Origin of the sequence: Mycobacteroides salmoniphilum (genome assembly GCF_004924335.1) — a bacterium.
Taxonomy (GTDB): domain Bacteria; phylum Actinomycetota; class Actinomycetes; order Mycobacteriales; family Mycobacteriaceae; genus Mycobacterium; species Mycobacterium salmoniphilum.
Genome location: NZ_CP024633.1, coordinates 2939274 through 2954541, shown reverse-complemented (window position 1 = coordinate 2954541; position 15268 = coordinate 2939274). Strand labels below are relative to the sequence as shown.

Genomic DNA, 15268 nt, shown 5'->3' with positions numbered 1-15268 from the left:
CATGTGGACCATCGTTTTGTTGATGGCACTTGGAGTGAGCGTTGAACCGACCCGGCTGGGATTGACGGTCGTGATGCTGAACAGGCCGAGACCGCTGTTACAGCTGTTCGTCTTCCTCTGCGGTGCCTTTGTGATGGGGTTAAGTCTGGGCCTCACATTGCTGTTTGTCCTGCGGGTGTCCCCGATGGGGAACGCGGACGTGTCCGGGCCTTACATCCAAGTCGGGCTTGGTGTGCTCGCGTTGTTGGTGGCGGCGGTGTTGGCCATTACGGCGTCGATCCGTCGGCCTGCCGCGGCGCCACGTGCACCGCGGTCGGGCCTGGCGGAAAAGCTGACGACGCGAGTCCGCGGTTTCTTGCGGAACAATTCGTTGTGGGTGGCCGGGGTCAGTGGATTGGGAATTGCCTTGCCGTCGGCGGACTTTCTGGCGGTGATCGCGCTCATCCATGCTTCGGGTGCCACGCAGCCCGTACAGTCCATGGCGCTGCTCTTCTTCAACGCGGTGGCCTTCTCGATGGTCGCGCTGCCGCTGCTGAGTTATGCGGCCATGCCGGCGCGGACTTACGAGATGGTGTCGGCGCTACACACCTGGATCCGGACGCGTCGACGGATCGACGTCGCCGCGATTGTGGCATTCCTCGGTCTGATCATCCTCACGCTGGGAGCGATCGGCATTCTTCGCGCGTAACGCCGCAACTGCTAATAGCTGTGGTGGGGGTATCCATTCGGTGGTGCCGTCTTGGTGTTTTTGGGTGGTCCAGCCGTGGTTGAGGAGGCGGTGGTGGGGGCCGCAGGCGAAGGTGAGGTTGTCGATGTCGGTGGGGCCACCATCGGCCCATTCGGTGATGTGGTGGACTTCGCACAGGTATCCGGGCACGTGGCAGTCGGGGTGGGTGCAGCCGCGGTCTTGGGCGTGCAGCACAATCCGCTGATCGGTGGTGGCGATGCGTTTAGAACGTCCCAGATACAGCGGTCGGCCGTCATCATCGAAAATCGTCAGGTAGTGGTGGGCGTGGGTGGCCATGCGGATCACATCACGCAGGGGCAGCCTGGTGCCGGCGCCGGTGACCGCTATGCCGGCGGCGTGTTCGAGCTCGGCCAGGGTGGTGGTGACCACGACGGTGACCGGCAGTCCATGGTGCGAACCCAGATCACCGGAGGCCAGAGTCGATCGCAGGCAGGTGCGCAGCGCGTCATGGTGGCGTTGGGCACCCGAGCGGTGGTCGTGTTCGGCGGCTTCCGGGTCGGGCCCCCCGTGGAGCATCGGTGATTGATCGGCAGGGTTGCACATGCCGGGTGCGGCTAGTTTGGCGAATACTGCATCCAGATAGGCGCGCGTCTCCGGATCCAACAATCCCGTGATGGGTGACATGCCGTCAAAGCCCTGCTGCCCGATCGTGACTCCGCGCCGCCGTGCCCGATCCACATCGGCGAACTCACCATCCGGGTTCAACAGGGCCATCATGCGGTCGGCACCGATACGCAGTGCCTCGGGCCCAAACCGGACGGCCATCTGGGCTAGTTGTTGTTCGGCGGCTTGGCGGGTCGGTGCATCCACCACCACCGGTAGTCGATCAAAGAACTGCCGGATGATCCGCACATGCTCGTCCCCGACATCGCCGCGAGATAGCGCGGCGGCGACATTTGGCAGCTGCGGTGCCAGCACTTCGCCGGTCAACGCCCGCCGCGGCGCCAACTGCTCGGCATCGGCGATCCGGCGCCGGGCCGCACCCTTACCGATATGCAACCGCCGCGCAATCACATCCGCATAAGAAGTGCCACCGAGCTCGACCGGCGAGGCCTGCGACGTCACCCTCGGCACCAGCCCCAACCCATGGGCGGACAACCGACGCTGCACCACCTCCACACGGGCCAGCACCGTCAACGCATCAGCGGCAGTCAGCTTATGAACCGACTCAACGCAGAAGGCATCAACCGCCGCCTCCAACGCTGCGATCGAACTCATGTTCGAATACTAACCGTGCCCACCGACACGTAGCCGCACCCGATGCGACACTAGAAACTACTGTGACAAAAGGGTTTTCGACCCCATGTTCAGCTCAGCATCAACGCGAGTACGAAGACCCCGACAAGCACCGCCGCGGCAAGAACATCCCGCCATCCCGGATAGATCGGGTGGGCCGAGATTCGTCCCGCGCCGCCCCGTGCCGTGATGGCGTCGCCCATCTCGGTGGCCCGACGAAGTGAGACGACCATCGCTGCGGTGCACAGATCAATGACTTCCGCACGCCGCGAGGGCTTCTCCGGTTGTGGCGGCTGCAGTCTGCGGGCGGCCGCTAACAGCCGGAACTCCTCGGACAGCATGGGGAACATCCGGAATGCCAGGGAAATGGTGACCGCCCAATCGTCGACAGGCACGCGCAGGATGCGCAGCGGCCGACACAAGAGCGCTACTGCCGGGGCGATATCGGCGACTTGGGTGGTCCACGAGATGACCGCTCCTAGGCCGATCAGAACTAGACCCAGCGACGTGACACGCAGAAAATCCAGGAATCCGCCGACCCCGATAGTGGCCGGTCCGAGCCTCAGCTCGGGAGCGCCCCCGTTGACGATCGTGAACAAGCTGCCCGCCACGACGAGCAGCAAGACCCACCGCGGAACCGATGGGATGCAGGTGGGAGAGATCCTGGCCAGCCCGGCGGTGACGAGAATGAGCAGGGCGACAAGCCCGATCGCCGTCCAGGACGGCATGACGGTCAGTAGTACCGATATCGCCAACACGGCAATGAGTTTGGTTCCCGCCCACAACGCGTGGACGGGAGACGGTCCGGGCACCGGCCGCATCAGCATCAACGGGCGTCGCTGGCTCATCCGACGGTCACCAACTCACCTTGTTCGAGACGAATGGTGCGAGGACACAGAGGGGACAGACTGTCGGTGTCGTGGGATATCACGATGACGGCCTGCCCCTGGTTGCGGATGCGCACCAACAGATCTATGAGATCGGCCTGTGCGTCGACATCCAGACCCGCCAATGGCTCGTCGAGAATCAGCAGGCGTGGCGAGCGGGCCAGCAGCCCGGCCAGGGCGACTCGTCGCAGCTGGCCACCGCTGAGGCGATCGATAAGCACCCCGGCGATATTCGGATCCAGGCTGACCGAGGCCAAGGCGCGAGCGATGCTGTCGGTGTCGGAGGCCGAGTACCCGGCCAGTGCAGCCACCGCCGCACCGGCGTGCCCGCGCAGCAGTTGCAGTCTGGCGGCCTGGAAGCACAACGCCACCGCACCAACCTGTTCCGCGGCGGGACGGCCATCGAGCAGGCATTGCCCCGCCGAGGGATCCAGCAGGCCCGCCATGATCCAGGCCAGGGTGGACTTGCCGGAGCCGTTGCCGCCACAGAGCAGTATCCCGTCGCCGGAACGAACCTGAAAAGAGATGTCTCGCAGGACGGATTGTGACCATGGGGTCCCGACCGCGTAGTCGAAAGAGACTCCCCGTACGTCGAGAATCGTTTCACCACTGATGGATTCGATGGAGGATGGGCGTTCCGCAGGTTCACGGGCACCCGCGGTGCCCCTGCCGCCAAGTGACACCACCCGATCGGCGGCATTCGCCTCCTGCGGGTAATGCGTGATGTGCACGAGCCCCAGACTGTGGTGGGCGGTGAGTCCGTCGAGCACGTTGATGAGTGTTTGCCTGCCGGCGTCGTCGACCATGGTGGTCACCTCATCGGCGATCAGGAGAGCGGGTTCCCGGGCGAGTGCGGAGGCGACCGCGAGGCGCTGGAGCTCTCCACCCGAGAGACCTGCGGTGTCCCGATCGCTCATCCCGCTCAGACCCACCTCACCGAGCAGGCTTTCGATGTCGATCTCGCGGTCATGCGGCAGCCCCCACACGATGTCGTCGCCCACACGTAGTCCCAGCACCTGGCTCTCCGGGTGCTGTAGGACCAACGCGGTCCCGCCCACCTGGCCCAGACCCACTCCGGCGGGGCGTTCGATGGTCCCGGTCGTGGGTGTGACGCCCGCCAAGATGCGCATCAGGGTGGACTTGCCGGAGCCGTTGGCGCCGGTCACCGCGATGTGTTCCCCGACGTCGACGCTCATGGTCACCGGGGCCAGCGCATCCCGGTCGGCACCGGCGTATCGATAGCCGGCGTCGGTGAGCACGGTCGGCAGCGGGCCGGGCGGAACGTCCTCGTGCGAAGCGGGCAGCGTGCCCACCGACGCGAGGTCGGTGACTTCCTCCAGCCGTCGTAGGACCGGCGTCAGGACCCGCCATCCGAATGACGTTCCGAAGATGACGATGAGCCATACCGATACCCCAAAAAACCAGGGCCAGTGCACGATCCAACCCTGCACGGCATGATCCAACCCCGTCGCGGCGCGGCCGAGAAGCGGCACGCCACTCAACAGCGTGGCGAACCCGCCAACATTGGCGGCCACCGCACCCAGAACAACCTCACGCAGATTGCTCAAGGCTGCGAACACGCCGACGCAGAAGGAGGAGACCAGCACGCCCCACAGTGCCGCGACGGCCAACATTGTTGCCGCGCCGCGATTTCGGCGCCTCACCTGGCCGGCGATCGCACCCATGTACGCGCACGTCAGAGCCGAAACCAGCCCGCCGAATCCCGCGATCAGGAAGCTGATGAGGCCGGCGGCGACACATGCGGCCAACGCCACCCGGATGCGATGCCGGTAACAGAGCACTCCCATCGGGACGGCCCCTAGCCAGGCGAACACCACGGCGCCCGGCAGCACGATGGAGACCACAGCGATCGCGCCCATGAGGGCAGCAGTCATCGCGGCCTGAGCCAACTCTGCTGGTTGCATACGATTCGGTTGCACTGGGACCGATTAGAGCATGGCTAGCCCAGCCCCGTGATCCACGTCCACGTAAACTCGCGCGGTGACTCATGACGCCTACCTCGTGGGCCTGCGCCTCACCGGACGCAAGGTCGTAGTTGTCGGCGCCGGATCGGTGGCGCAGCGGCGTCTCGGGCTGCTGATCGCCAGCGGCGCCGATGTCCACGTGATCGCCCCCAGCGCCACCCCGGCTGTCGAAGGTATGGCCTCGATCACCCTCAACCTCAGGCCGTATCAAGACGGCGATCTCGATGGGGCTTGGTACGCCATTGCCTGCACCGACGACCCGGCTGTCAATGCCGCGGTGGTGTCCGAAGCGGACCGACGTCACATCTTCTGTGTCCGGGCCGATTCCGCCCGGGACGGCACCGCCGTCACCCCGGCGTCCTTTAATCACGACGGCATCGCGGTCGGTGTCTTGACCGGTGGTCAGCACAGGCGGTCAGCCGCCCTGCGTTCGGCCATCCACGAGGCGCTGCAGCGCGGGCTCATCACCGAAATCGCCGAAACACGGCCAGAGGGCGTGGCACTCGTCGGCGGGGGACCCGGTGATCCTGATCTCATTACCGTCCGCGGACGCAGGCTCCTGGCTCAGGCCGATGTGGTTGTCGCCGACCGGCTTGCCCCCGCCGAACTTCTCGCCGATCTGGGCCCCCACGTCGAGGTCATCGACGCCGCGAAGATCCCCTACGGCCGCGCGATGGCCCAGCAGGAGATCAACCGGGTGCTCATTGAACGGGCACAGGAAGGCAAGTTCGTCGTCCGTCTCAAGGGCGGGGACCCGTTCGTCTTCGCCCGCGGCTACGAGGAGGTGCTGGCCTGCGCCGAGGCCGGTGTCCCGGTGACCGTCGTACCGGGTGTGACCAGCGCAATCTCCGTTCCCGCGGCGGCCGGGGTGCCCGTCACCCATCGTGCGGTCAACCACGAGTTCGTGGTGGTCAGCGGACACGTCGCTCCGGGACATCCGGAATCGTTAGTCAATTGGGATGCGCTTGCTGCCTTGAAGGGGACCATCGTGTTGCTGATGGCCGTCGAGCGCATCGAGCAGTTCGCGAAGGTACTCATCGATGGGGGCCGACCTGCGGATACCCCGGTGTTAGTGGTGCAACACGGCACTACTGATGACCAACGCGTGCTGCGCGCGGACCTTGCCAGTGCGCCAGAGCGCATTCGCTCGCAGGGTATTAGGCCGCCGGCAATCATCGTCATTGGCCCCGTTGCTGCGTACGGCGCCTCTTTGTGACCTAAGGGCACGTTAAGAGGACGGTAAGGTGTCCTCCATGCCTGCCCTCAGCGTCGAGCAGCTCACTCAAAAGGCGCGAGAACTTCTGCCGTCCCGGCACTACCTGTACGCCGTCATCGCGATCGCCGGTATGCAGTTCCTGGCAACCATGGACGGCACCATCGCGGTCGTCACGCTGCCCAAGATTCAGGCCGAGCTGCACCTCAACGATGCCACCCGAAGCTGGGTCATCACCGCGTACATGCTGTCCTTCGGCGGGCTGATGTTGCTCGGCGGACGCCTCGGTGACACCTTCGGCCGTAAGCGGGTCTTCATCGGTGGCATCGCGTTGTTCACTCTCGCTTCGATCGGGGTGGGCCTCGCGCAGGAGGACATCGGACTGGCCGTTTTCCGTCTCATCCAGGGTGTCGGTGCGGCCATCGCATCTCCCACGGCGCTGGCATTGGTGGCGACCACCTTCCCCAAGGGGCCGCTGCGTACCGCTGCCGTCGCGGTGTTCGGTGCCATGACGGGCGTGGGCTCCATCGCCGGACTGATTGTCGGCGGTGCACTGGCCGAGGTGTCCTGGCGTCTGGCCTTCCTTATCAATGTGCCCGCCGGTGCGCTGATGATCTACCTCGCCGTGCGGTCACTGTCCGAGACCGAACGTGAACCGATGAAGCTGGACGTCACGGGATCGGTGCTGGCCACACTCGGCTGTACCGCCGCGGTGTTCGGCTTCACCCAGGGTCCCGACCGCGGCTGGGATTCCCCCTACACGATCGTGTCGCTGGTCGTCGCCGCCGTGCTCCTGATCGCATTCCTGCTCGTCGAACGCACCGCGGAGAACCCGGTGTTGCCGCTTAGCCTGTTCAAGGACCGCAATCGGGTTGCCACCTTCGCGGCGATTTTCATGGCCGGCGGGGTGCTCTTCACCCTGACTATCACCATCGGCCTGTACATGCAGGACCTGATGAAATACAGCCCGCTGCGAACCGGAGTCTCAGCCATTCCATTCGTCGTCGGCATGGGCATTGGCCTGGCGCTGTCTTCGCAACTCGTCACGCGCATGGCGCCTCGGGTGCTGATCCTGTGCGGCGGTGTCGTGGTGTTCGCGGCGATGTTGTACGGCTCGACGGTTGACCGGGCCATCGATTACTTCCCGGATTTCGCGACGCTTATTTTCGTCGGTGGACTCGGGATCGGCACCATCGTGGTGCCGGTGATCTTGTCGGCCATCACCGGTGTGGACGCCGACCGCATCGGGCCGCTGTCCGCCATCTCTCTCATGCTGCAAAACCTGGGTGGCCCCATCGTTCTGGTGATCATCCAGGCGATCATCACCTCGCGCACGCTGTACCTGGGCGGCGCCAAGGGGCCGGTGCAGAACATGAACCAAGCGCAGCTGCACGCCCTCGACCACGGCTACACGTACGGCCTGCTGTGGATTGCCGGAACGGCCGTGCTGGTAGGGGTGGCAGCGTTGTTCATCAGCTACAGCGCTGCCGACGTCGCCCATGCGCAGAAGGCGCAGTCCGCGCACGACCAGGGCCTGGACGAAGAGCAGCCCGCCTAGCAGTCCTGCGGGGAGTAGTCCCCGGCGCGGAATAGCAGTCCGTTGGTGACGGGGATGCCGTCATTGACGGTGATGTGGCAGGACATCCGGAACACACTCGCAGGTCCGGCCGCGGTCACTCGAAGTACCGGCGGGGCTCCGGTGAGTTTCACCGTGCGCTCCCAGTAATACCCGGCGAACGTGTGTCCCGACTCCTCCCGGAGCTGATTCCCGTCTTGGTAGGACACGGTGAAGTCGGCATTGCCGATTCCGATGGCCGACAACGAGTACTTGACTGTGGCCGGGGCCGCGTCGGCCGGTGCCGCGACTCCCAGGCCGAACATCGCCACCGCCGGAATGATCGCCCACGCACGCATGCGCTCGATGCTAGCCGGAGGCCCGGGCGGCGCGCCGATATGCTGTGCAACCGTGATCACCCGACTTTCCGAGCTTTTTGTACGCACGCTGCGCGACGACCCGGCCGATGCCGAGGTTCCCAGCCACAAGCTGCTCATCCGCGCGGGCTATGTGCGCCCCATTGCGCCGGGTGTGTACAGCTGGCTACCGCTCGGCCTTCGGGTCCTCCGCAAGATCGAGAACATCGTCCGTGAAGAGATGAATGCCATTGGCGGCCAAGAGATCCTGCTGCCCGCTCTGCTTCCGCGCGCGCCGTATGAGACCACAAACCGGTGGACCGAGTACGGCGATTCGCTGTTCCGGCTCAAGGATCGGCGCGGTGTCGACATGATGCTGGGCCCCACCCACGAGGAGCTGTTCGCGCTCACCGTGAAGGGGGAGTACAGCTCCTACAAGGATTTCCCGGTCATCCTCTACCAGGTCCAGACGAAGTACCGGGACGAGGCGCGTCCGCGTGCGGGCATTCTGCGTGGGCGCGAATTCGTCATGAAGGACTCGTATTCCTTCGATACCTCCGATGACGGGCTCAAGACGGCCTATCACGCGCACCGCGAGGCATATCAACGGATATTCGGCCGGCTGGGTCTGGACTATGTGATCGTCGCTGCCACCTCGGGAGCCATGGGCGGTAGTGCGTCCGAGGAATTCCTCGCCGAAAGCCCCACCGGGGAAGACACTTTCGTGCGATGCGTGGAATCCGGATACGCCGCCAACGTCGAGGCGGTCATCACACCGGCACCGCCGGCGCGGCCCGTCGAGGGACTTCCCGAAGCCGTCGTGCATGAGACGGGTGACACTCCGACCATCGCGACTCTGGTGGACTGGGCGAATTCGGCCGATCTCGGCAGGCCCGTGACGGCGGCCGACACTCTCAAGAACATTCTGCTGAAGGTGCGCCAGCCCGGTGGCGAGTGGGAACTGCTGGCCGTCGGAGTCCCCGGGGATCGTGAGATTGACGACAAGCGCCTCGGCGCCGCACTGGAGCCCGCCGAGTACGAGCTGATCGGTGACGCGGACTTCGCCAAGCATCCGTTCCTGGTGCGCGGCTACATCGGGCCGAAGGGATTGATCGCCAACGGCGTGCGGTACCTGGTCGATCCGCGGATCGTGGAGGGCACCAGCTGGATCACCGGCGCCGATGAACCCGGAAAGCACGTGGTCAACCTCGTCGCCGGGCGCGACTTCATCCCCGACGGCACCATCGAGGCCGCCGAGGTGCGCGACGGTGACCCCTCGCCCGACGGTGCGGGGCAGCTGGTGTCGGCACGCGGGATCGAGATCGGCCACATCTTCCAGTTGGGCCGCAAGTACACCGACGCATTCACCGTCGACGTGCTCGGCGAGAACGGCAAGCCGGTGCGGCTCACCCAGGGCTCGTACGGTGTCGGCGTCTCGCGGCTAGTGGCCGTCGTCGCCGAGCAGCAGCACGACGAGCTCGGGCTGCGCTGGCCCGCCGCGGTATCGCCGTTCGATGTGCACGTCGTCATCGCCAACAAGGACGAGGCCGCGCGGGCCGGGGCCGAGGCGCTGGCCGCCGACCTCGATCGGTTGGGGCATGAGGTGCTGCTCGATGACCGCACCGCCTCTCCGGGTGTCAAGTTCAAGGACGCCGAGCTGCTCGGTGTGCCCTGGATCGTGGTGATCGGCCGCGGTTGGGCCGATGGGACCCTCGAGCTGCGCAACCGGTTCACGGGCGAGGCGCAGTCCATTGCGGTGGCCGACGCGGTGACGTCCGTCACGGAGGCGATTTCGGTAGGCGATAAGGTATAGACATGCCGTCTTTTAAGCTTGCCTCATTGGTCGAAAGCGATTTTGACACAAGCGATTTCGTGTATACCTTCTCGACCCCGCTGCCCAAGGACGCGGCGACGGTGTGGGCCGAACTCAATGGTGAAAGCCCGCTGCACTGGTGCAAGGCCATCAACAAGATCGGTTGGACTTCGCCGGAGCCGCGAGGTGTGGGCTCCACCCGCACCGCCAAGCTCGCACTTCCCGGTGCCGCCGTCAACGAGCGGTTCATTGTGTGGGAGGAGAGCCCCGAGCGATACCGCAACGCGTTCACCGTCGAGACGGCAACCTTCCCGGGCACCAAACGGTTCGGTGAGCTCTACGAGGTGGTGGGCACCGCGACGGGTTCGCTGTTCACCTGGAGCTTTTTCATCGAGCCGTCCCTGGGCTTCGCCCGCCATCTCAAGCCGGTGATCCGTCGCGGGCTGTCCGGTCTGATCACCGACACCCAGAAACACTTCGCCTAGGTTTCGGTCCCTCCCGGGAACGCGATACTGGCGGGCGTGATGTCGGCGGCCACCCGCCACCGCGCCGCGCGGATCGCGCTCTCGGTGAGCATCCGTACCGCGAATCCACGATCGTCACCGTTGTCGGCCAGTTCGGCGACAGCGCGCCAGCGCGCCGCGGTGTCCGCCTCGACCTGCAGCGCCAGCTTGGTGGCGTCGGCGGGGGTGTTGACCGGGAACGGAGTCGTGTAGCCGGCAGCGGCCACCGGCGCGGTCACCGAACGGCCACGCAGCTTGGCGATGCACTCCTCGCGGCACAGCCGGTGTTCGATGAGGCACTCGGTGACCAGCCAGTTGTTGTCGGGGACCGAGTGTGCCGACACCAGTCCATACGCGTAGATGGCGGCGTGCTCGTTGGCCAGGGCATCGGCCAATGCCGTGTCGTCGGCCGAGGAGGCCGGCTGCGGTGTGGGTTCGGTCGTTGTCATGGCAGGTCAACTTCGGCTGCTGAGGCACAGGCTGCGCTGATCGAGGCCAGCAGTCCGGCGCGGTATCCGCTCTGTTTGGTTGCCAGGTCCATCGCTGATCTCGATGAGTCCTTGAGTTGGGTCTTGATCTGTTCGAGCTGTGGTGGTGGTGACGTCGGCGATGTGGTGGTGCTGGACGGCGGCGTGGTCGTGGTCGCGCCCGGGATGCGGGCGAGCTCCTTGGCCAGGGCAACGCCGTGTGCGCGGCGGATTGCTGCGACGGCCGTCAGCGCGGGTGCCAGTTCGGCGTTGGCGGTGGCCGCTGCGGTCGCCGATGTGGCATCGCGCTGAGCAAGGTCGATCTGGGTGAGTAGGTCGTCCACCTCGGGTTTGGCATCGGGAGTCTGCTGGCACGCGGCGGCCACGACGGCGACGCCGAGTGCGGCGCCGCCGATCAACAGGTCGCGGCGCGACAGGCTTTTGGGCATTCGCCCATCCTGCCAGTGTGCGCGGTTGGCGCATGACAGCCCTCGCCGGGCGTAAGGTGGAGTGCTGGTCAGGACGAGAGTCCGGCTAGTGTGTGCAAGCTGAACCGCCCGACAACTCAAGATGAGGAGCCACAAACGCCATGGGGCTGCCATCCGATGACCAGGTGATCGAGCTGCTCGCTCCCGAGTTCTCCCGGTCAGGCGTCGAGATCGAGAGTGTCGTCGTTAACGACGACACGGTTCCTGCCCGCATCACGGTCGTGGTCGACTCGGACTCTCCGGTGAACTTGGACGCGGTCGCCGCGCTGAGTCACACCGCATCGGCGTTCTTGGACGAGGCGGACACCGGTTGGGTGGCCTACGAGCTGGAAATCACCACCCCCGGAGTCGATCGTCCGCTCACCACTCCTGTGCATTTTCGACGTGCCCACGGCCGGCTGGCGCAGATTCACCTCGCCGATGGTGAGGATCTGCTCGGTCGCATCGGCATCGCGAACGATGACGGAATACAAGTGGTGGTGCGTAAACCGGTCAAGGGCACCGGCTGGACCGTCCGTGATCTCGCGTTCTCCGATATCGAGAGCGCGGTCGTGCAGGTGGAGTTCACAACGCCCAACCCACAGGAACTAAATCTGGCTGGAGCAGCCGAAACTGGAGGTGGCGCATGAATATCGATCCCGCAGCGGTAAACCTGATGGCCGCCGATAAGGGCATCACCGTCGACGAGGCGATTGACATCATCAAATCGGCGCTGCTGACGGCCTACCGGCATACCGACGGGCATGAGCCCAACGCGCGTATCGAACTCGATCGCAAGACGGGTGTGGTGCGTGTGTTGGCCCGCGAGACCGACGAGGACGGCAATCTCATCACCGAATGGGATGCCACGCCTGAGGGATTCGGCCGTATCGCCGCCACCACCGCGCGGCAGGTGTTCCAGCAGGGCGTGCGTGACGCGGAGAACGAGCACAAGTTCGGTGAGTTCTCCACTCGCGAGGGCGAGATCGTCGGCGGAGTGATCCAGCGCGACGCTCGGGCCAACGCGCGGGGGCTTGTCGTGGTCCGCATGGGTAGCGAGACAAAGGGATCCGAGGGGGTCATCCCAGCGGCCGAGCAGGTGCCGGGCGAGGACTACCGTCACGGAGATCGGTTGCGCTGCTATGTCGTTGGTGTATCCCGCGGTGCACGCGAGCCGTTGATCACCCTGTCGCGGACGCACCCGAATCTGGTGCGCAAGCTGTTTTCACTGGAGGTGCCGGAGATCCATGACGGCTCCGTGGAGATCGTCGCGGTTGCCCGCGAGGCGGGGCACCGGTCCAAGATTGCGGTGGCCTCGAAGGTTTCCGGGCTCAACGCCAAAGGAGCCTGCATCGGGCCGATGGGGCAGCGGGTACGCAATGTGATGAGCGAGCTCGCCGGCGAAAAGATCGACATCATCGATTACGACCCGGACCCCGCGCGGTTCGTCGCGAATGCGCTCTCACCCGCCAAGGTGGTATCGGTATCGGTCATCGATGAGGCGGGTAAGGCTGCCCGCGTCATCGTCCCCGATTTCCAGCTGTCCCTGGCGATCGGCAAGGAGGGGCAGAACGCCCGCCTGGCGGCTCGTCTCACCGGATGGCGCATCGACATCAGAAGTGACGCGGACCCCGAAAGCTAGCGCCGAGTAGCGGTAGGTACTGACCAAAGTCCCTATCGCCACATAACTTGCATCTCATATACAAGTTATGTGCAACTAACGCGATTCACCGACCTGGGTCTGCGCATTGTCATGCGGCTGGCCACCGAAGGGCCGGGCGTTCAACTGCACACCGGTGATCTTGCCATCCAACTTTGCGTGCCCTACACGCATGCCACGAAAGTCGTTGCCCGGCTTTCGGAAATGGGTGCGATTGAGTCCACCCGCGGACGCCACGGGGGAGTGTGCATCACACAAGGCGGGCTCGACCGTCGGGTGGGATCGCTGGTTCGGAAATTGGAGCGCGACGGCGAGGTCATCGACTGCGAGGGAGCCGTGCCCTGCCCCCTCCGGCGCGCCTGTCGCCTACGCGATGCGCTTCGCTCGGCGCAGGAGGCATTCTTCGCCGACCTCGATCAGTGGACGGTGGCCGAAATCGCGCGTCCAACAATGGAAAGGAAGTAGTCACGTGCTATCAGCAGAGTCACTGGCAGTCATCCGTCAAACCCTCCCCGCGGTGGCGGGGGCGATCGACGAAATCACACCGCTGTTCTACTCCAAGCTGTTCGCGGCGCACCCCGAACTACTTCGTGATCTGTTCAACCGGGGCAACCAGGCCGCGGGGGAGCAGCCGAAGGCGCTTGCCGCATCCATCGCGTCGTTCGCCGGGCTTGTGCTGGAAGGCAATGGTGCCCAATATGATTCGGTGCTCGACAGGATTGCCCACAAACATGCCTCGTTGGGAATTGTCGCCGAGCAGTATCCGATCGTCTACGAGCATCTCTTCGCCGCGATCGCGGAGGTGCTGGGCTCCGCGGTGACCGACGAGGTCGCGAAGGCGTGGAGCGAATTCTACTGGCTCATGGCCAATGAATTGATCGCACGGGAGAAGGCGCTGTACGGCGCTGCGGGGGTTGCGCCGGGCGATGTGTGGCAGCAGGTCACGGTGGTGCGCCGCCAATTGGAATCGGCGGATGTGGCCGGATTTGAGTTACGCGGGGTATCCGGTGAGTTGCCGAGTTTCCTTCCGGGACAGTATGTATCGGTACAAGTCACGTTGCCGGACGGGGCCAGGCAGATTCGTCAATACAGTTTGTCGCGTGGCGCCCATCAGGGTGGCTGGCGTATCGCCGTCAAGCGGATCAGTGGTGGTGGTACTCCCGCGGGTGAGGTGTCGAACTTCCTCTACGACAACGTCTTCGAGGGACAACAGTTGCGAGTCTCGGTACCTATGGGCGAGTTCACGCTCGACGATTCGACGGATCCGTTGGTTCTGGTATCCGCAGGCATCGGCTGTACGCCGATCATGGGGATGCTGCAAGAGCTCGTAGCCACGCAGTCGTCGCGCGAGGTCGTGGTGCTGCACGCCGATCAGTCGGCTGCCGCGCACGCCTACCGACACGAGTTGGCAGATCTCGTGGGCCGGCTGCCCGCCGGTCGGCTGCACACGTGGTACGAACGGGCCCATGTGGAGCTTCCCGCGCACGGTGTCGGCCGCATGAGCCTGCACCGCCTGCCGCTCAACCGGCTATCGACCGTGTTCGTCTGCGGTCCGCGGCCGTTCATGTCGGCCGTCAACGAAGATCTAGTGTCTCTCGGAATCCCGCAGGAGCAGATCAATCACGAGCTGTTCGGGCCGTTGGCTTCATCTATGGCATGACGCGCATAGATGTAGGTGTGGCGGCGCTGGCCGCATTCTGGTTGGGCCTGGTGGTGGCGATCTCGTTCATCGAGGCGCCGCTGAAGTTCCGGGCGCCGGGCGTGACGATCCCCGTGGGGCTCGCGATAGGTCGCGTGGTGTTCCGTGCGCTCAACGCGGTGGAGTGTGTACTGGCTTCGGCTCTGCTGTTGCTGATGGTGCTGGGCAATCGCTCCACCGGTGAGATCGCCCCGGTGATCGCGGCATGTGTGTGTCTGGCAATCCAGCTGGCAGCTGTGCGACCAGCCATGATGAGACGGTCCAACGCGATCCGGGATGGAGCGGAATATGCCGGGCGCGGCCGTGTACATCTGGCGTATGTCGCGGTCGAGTGCGTCAAGGCACTGGCTTTGGTCGGTGTGGTGACGTTCATCGTGGCGGCGGTTTGACAACCGGAATACAGCCTTGTCATTCGAGGCTGTGGGCCGATTCATAAATAAGGTGTCGCGGACGGTAGACTAAGCCGTGATCCAGCGCGAGACTTCGGTGTTCGCACATGCTCAAACCGGAAAACCGGTACGGACATGTGTCGGCTGCCGGGGGCGAGAGTTGGCTGCAGATCTGTTTCGTGTGGTTGCTACGGATGATCGACGCGTTGTTGTCGATACCCGTCGCAGACTGCCCGGCCGAGGTGCGTGGTTGCATCGGTCGGCGCAGTGTTGCCACCTGGCGGTAAAGC

At 64.9% G+C, this 15268-nt stretch carries 16 protein-coding genes and 1 pseudogene; 11 read left to right on the top strand and 6 right to left on the bottom strand.

Annotated features, from left to right (window positions below):
• The first annotated feature begins 1 nt into the window (after position 1).
• Positions 2–688 carry a GAP family protein gene (locus DSM43276_RS14695; RefSeq protein ID WP_078331388.1) on the top strand — a complete coding sequence of 229 codons (687 nt, stop codon included), beginning with the start codon at positions 2–4 and terminating at the stop codon, positions 686–688.
• On the opposite strand, the gene DSM43276_RS14690 is transcribed toward DSM43276_RS14695, so the two are convergent.
• The 3 genes from DSM43276_RS14690 to DSM43276_RS14680 form a co-directional block, all read right to left on the bottom strand.
• Positions 581–1966 (bottom strand): HNH endonuclease signature motif containing protein, encoded by a 1386-nt coding sequence (locus DSM43276_RS14690; protein ID WP_136629092.1) that lies wholly within the window; start codon positions 1964–1966, stop codon positions 581–583. The two genes, DSM43276_RS14695 and DSM43276_RS14690, sit on opposite strands and share 108 nt — an antisense overlap.
• Before the next feature lie 89 nt (positions 1967–2055).
• A complete protein-coding gene (locus DSM43276_RS14685) occupies positions 2056–2832 on the bottom strand; it encodes an energy-coupling factor transporter transmembrane component T family protein (protein WP_078330170.1) in 777 nt (258 codons plus the stop codon).
• Positions 2829–4796, bottom strand: a complete 1968-nt coding sequence (locus DSM43276_RS14680; protein WP_078330169.1) for an ABC transporter ATP-binding protein — start codon at positions 4794–4796, stop codon at positions 2829–2831. Before DSM43276_RS14680 ends, DSM43276_RS14685 begins: the two co-directional genes overlap by 4 nt.
• A 76-nt stretch (positions 4797–4872) precedes the next feature.
• Here DSM43276_RS14680 and cobA point away from each other — a divergent pair, with 76 nt between their 5' ends.
• Positions 4873–6072 carry a uroporphyrinogen-III C-methyltransferase gene (cobA, locus tag DSM43276_RS14675; protein WP_078330168.1) on the top strand — a complete coding sequence of 400 codons (1200 nt, stop codon included), beginning with the start codon at positions 4873–4875 and terminating at the stop codon, positions 6070–6072.
• Between the two features lie 37 nt (positions 6073–6109).
• The gene (locus DSM43276_RS14670) at positions 6110–7627 is read left to right on the top strand and encodes an MFS transporter (protein WP_078330210.1); all 1518 of its coding nucleotides are present in this window, start codon (positions 6110–6112) and stop codon (positions 7625–7627) included.
• Here DSM43276_RS14670 and DSM43276_RS14665 read toward each other — a convergent pair.
• Positions 7624–7983 carry a hypothetical protein gene (locus DSM43276_RS14665; protein ID WP_078330167.1) on the bottom strand — a complete coding sequence of 120 codons (360 nt, stop codon included), beginning with the start codon at positions 7981–7983 and terminating at the stop codon, positions 7624–7626. The genes DSM43276_RS14670 and DSM43276_RS14665 overlap by 4 nt on opposite strands.
• A gap of 52 nt (positions 7984–8035) precedes the next feature.
• On the opposite strand from DSM43276_RS14665, the gene DSM43276_RS14660 reads away from it, so the two are divergent.
• Positions 8036–9793, top strand: coding sequence for a proline--tRNA ligase (locus DSM43276_RS14660; RefSeq protein WP_078330209.1), 1758 nt, complete (start codon positions 8036–8038; stop codon positions 9791–9793).
• Positions 9790–10278, top strand: coding sequence for an SRPBCC family protein (locus tag DSM43276_RS14655; RefSeq protein ID WP_078330166.1), 489 nt, complete (start codon positions 9790–9792; stop codon positions 10276–10278). Before DSM43276_RS14660 ends, DSM43276_RS14655 begins: the two co-directional genes overlap by 4 nt.
• Here DSM43276_RS14655 and DSM43276_RS14650 read toward each other — a convergent pair.
• On the bottom strand, positions 10275–10745 hold the full coding sequence (locus DSM43276_RS14650; RefSeq protein WP_078330165.1) for a ferritin-like domain-containing protein: 471 nt from the start codon (positions 10743–10745) through the stop codon (positions 10275–10277). The two genes, DSM43276_RS14655 and DSM43276_RS14650, sit on opposite strands and share 4 nt — an antisense overlap.
• The gene (locus DSM43276_RS14645; protein ID WP_078330164.1) at positions 10742–11212 is read right to left on the bottom strand and encodes a hypothetical protein; all 471 of its coding nucleotides are present in this window, start codon (positions 11210–11212) and stop codon (positions 10742–10744) included. Before DSM43276_RS14645 ends, DSM43276_RS14650 begins: the two co-directional genes overlap by 4 nt.
• Before the next feature lie 140 nt (positions 11213–11352).
• On the opposite strand from DSM43276_RS14645, the gene rimP reads away from it, so the two are divergent.
• The 6 genes and pseudogenes from rimP to DSM43276_RS24095 all read left to right on the top strand — a co-directional run.
• Positions 11353–11880: a ribosome maturation factor RimP gene (rimP, locus tag DSM43276_RS14640; protein WP_078330163.1), complete on the top strand. Its 528-nt coding sequence runs from the start codon at positions 11353–11355 to the stop codon at positions 11878–11880.
• Positions 11877–12872: a transcription termination factor NusA gene (gene nusA, locus DSM43276_RS14635; RefSeq protein ID WP_078326742.1), complete on the top strand. Its 996-nt coding sequence runs from the start codon at positions 11877–11879 to the stop codon at positions 12870–12872. The genes rimP and nusA overlap by 4 nt, the downstream gene beginning before the upstream one ends.
• A 69-nt stretch (positions 12873–12941) precedes the next feature.
• Complete coding sequence (locus tag DSM43276_RS14630) at positions 12942–13355, top strand: RrF2 family transcriptional regulator (RefSeq protein WP_078330162.1); 414 nt, start codon at positions 12942–12944, stop codon at positions 13353–13355.
• A 4-nt stretch (positions 13356–13359) separates the two neighbouring features.
• Positions 13360–14550, top strand: coding sequence for a globin domain-containing protein (locus DSM43276_RS14625; protein WP_078330161.1), 1191 nt, complete (start codon positions 13360–13362; stop codon positions 14548–14550).
• Complete coding sequence (locus DSM43276_RS14620; RefSeq protein ID WP_078330160.1) at positions 14547–14978, top strand: hypothetical protein; 432 nt, start codon at positions 14547–14549, stop codon at positions 14976–14978. The genes DSM43276_RS14625 and DSM43276_RS14620 overlap by 4 nt, the downstream gene beginning before the upstream one ends.
• Before the next feature lie 76 nt (positions 14979–15054).
• Positions 15055–15246: pseudogene (locus DSM43276_RS24095) on the top strand (DUF448 domain-containing protein); the annotation flags it as partial.
• Between the last annotated feature and the right edge of the window lie 22 nt (positions 15247–15268).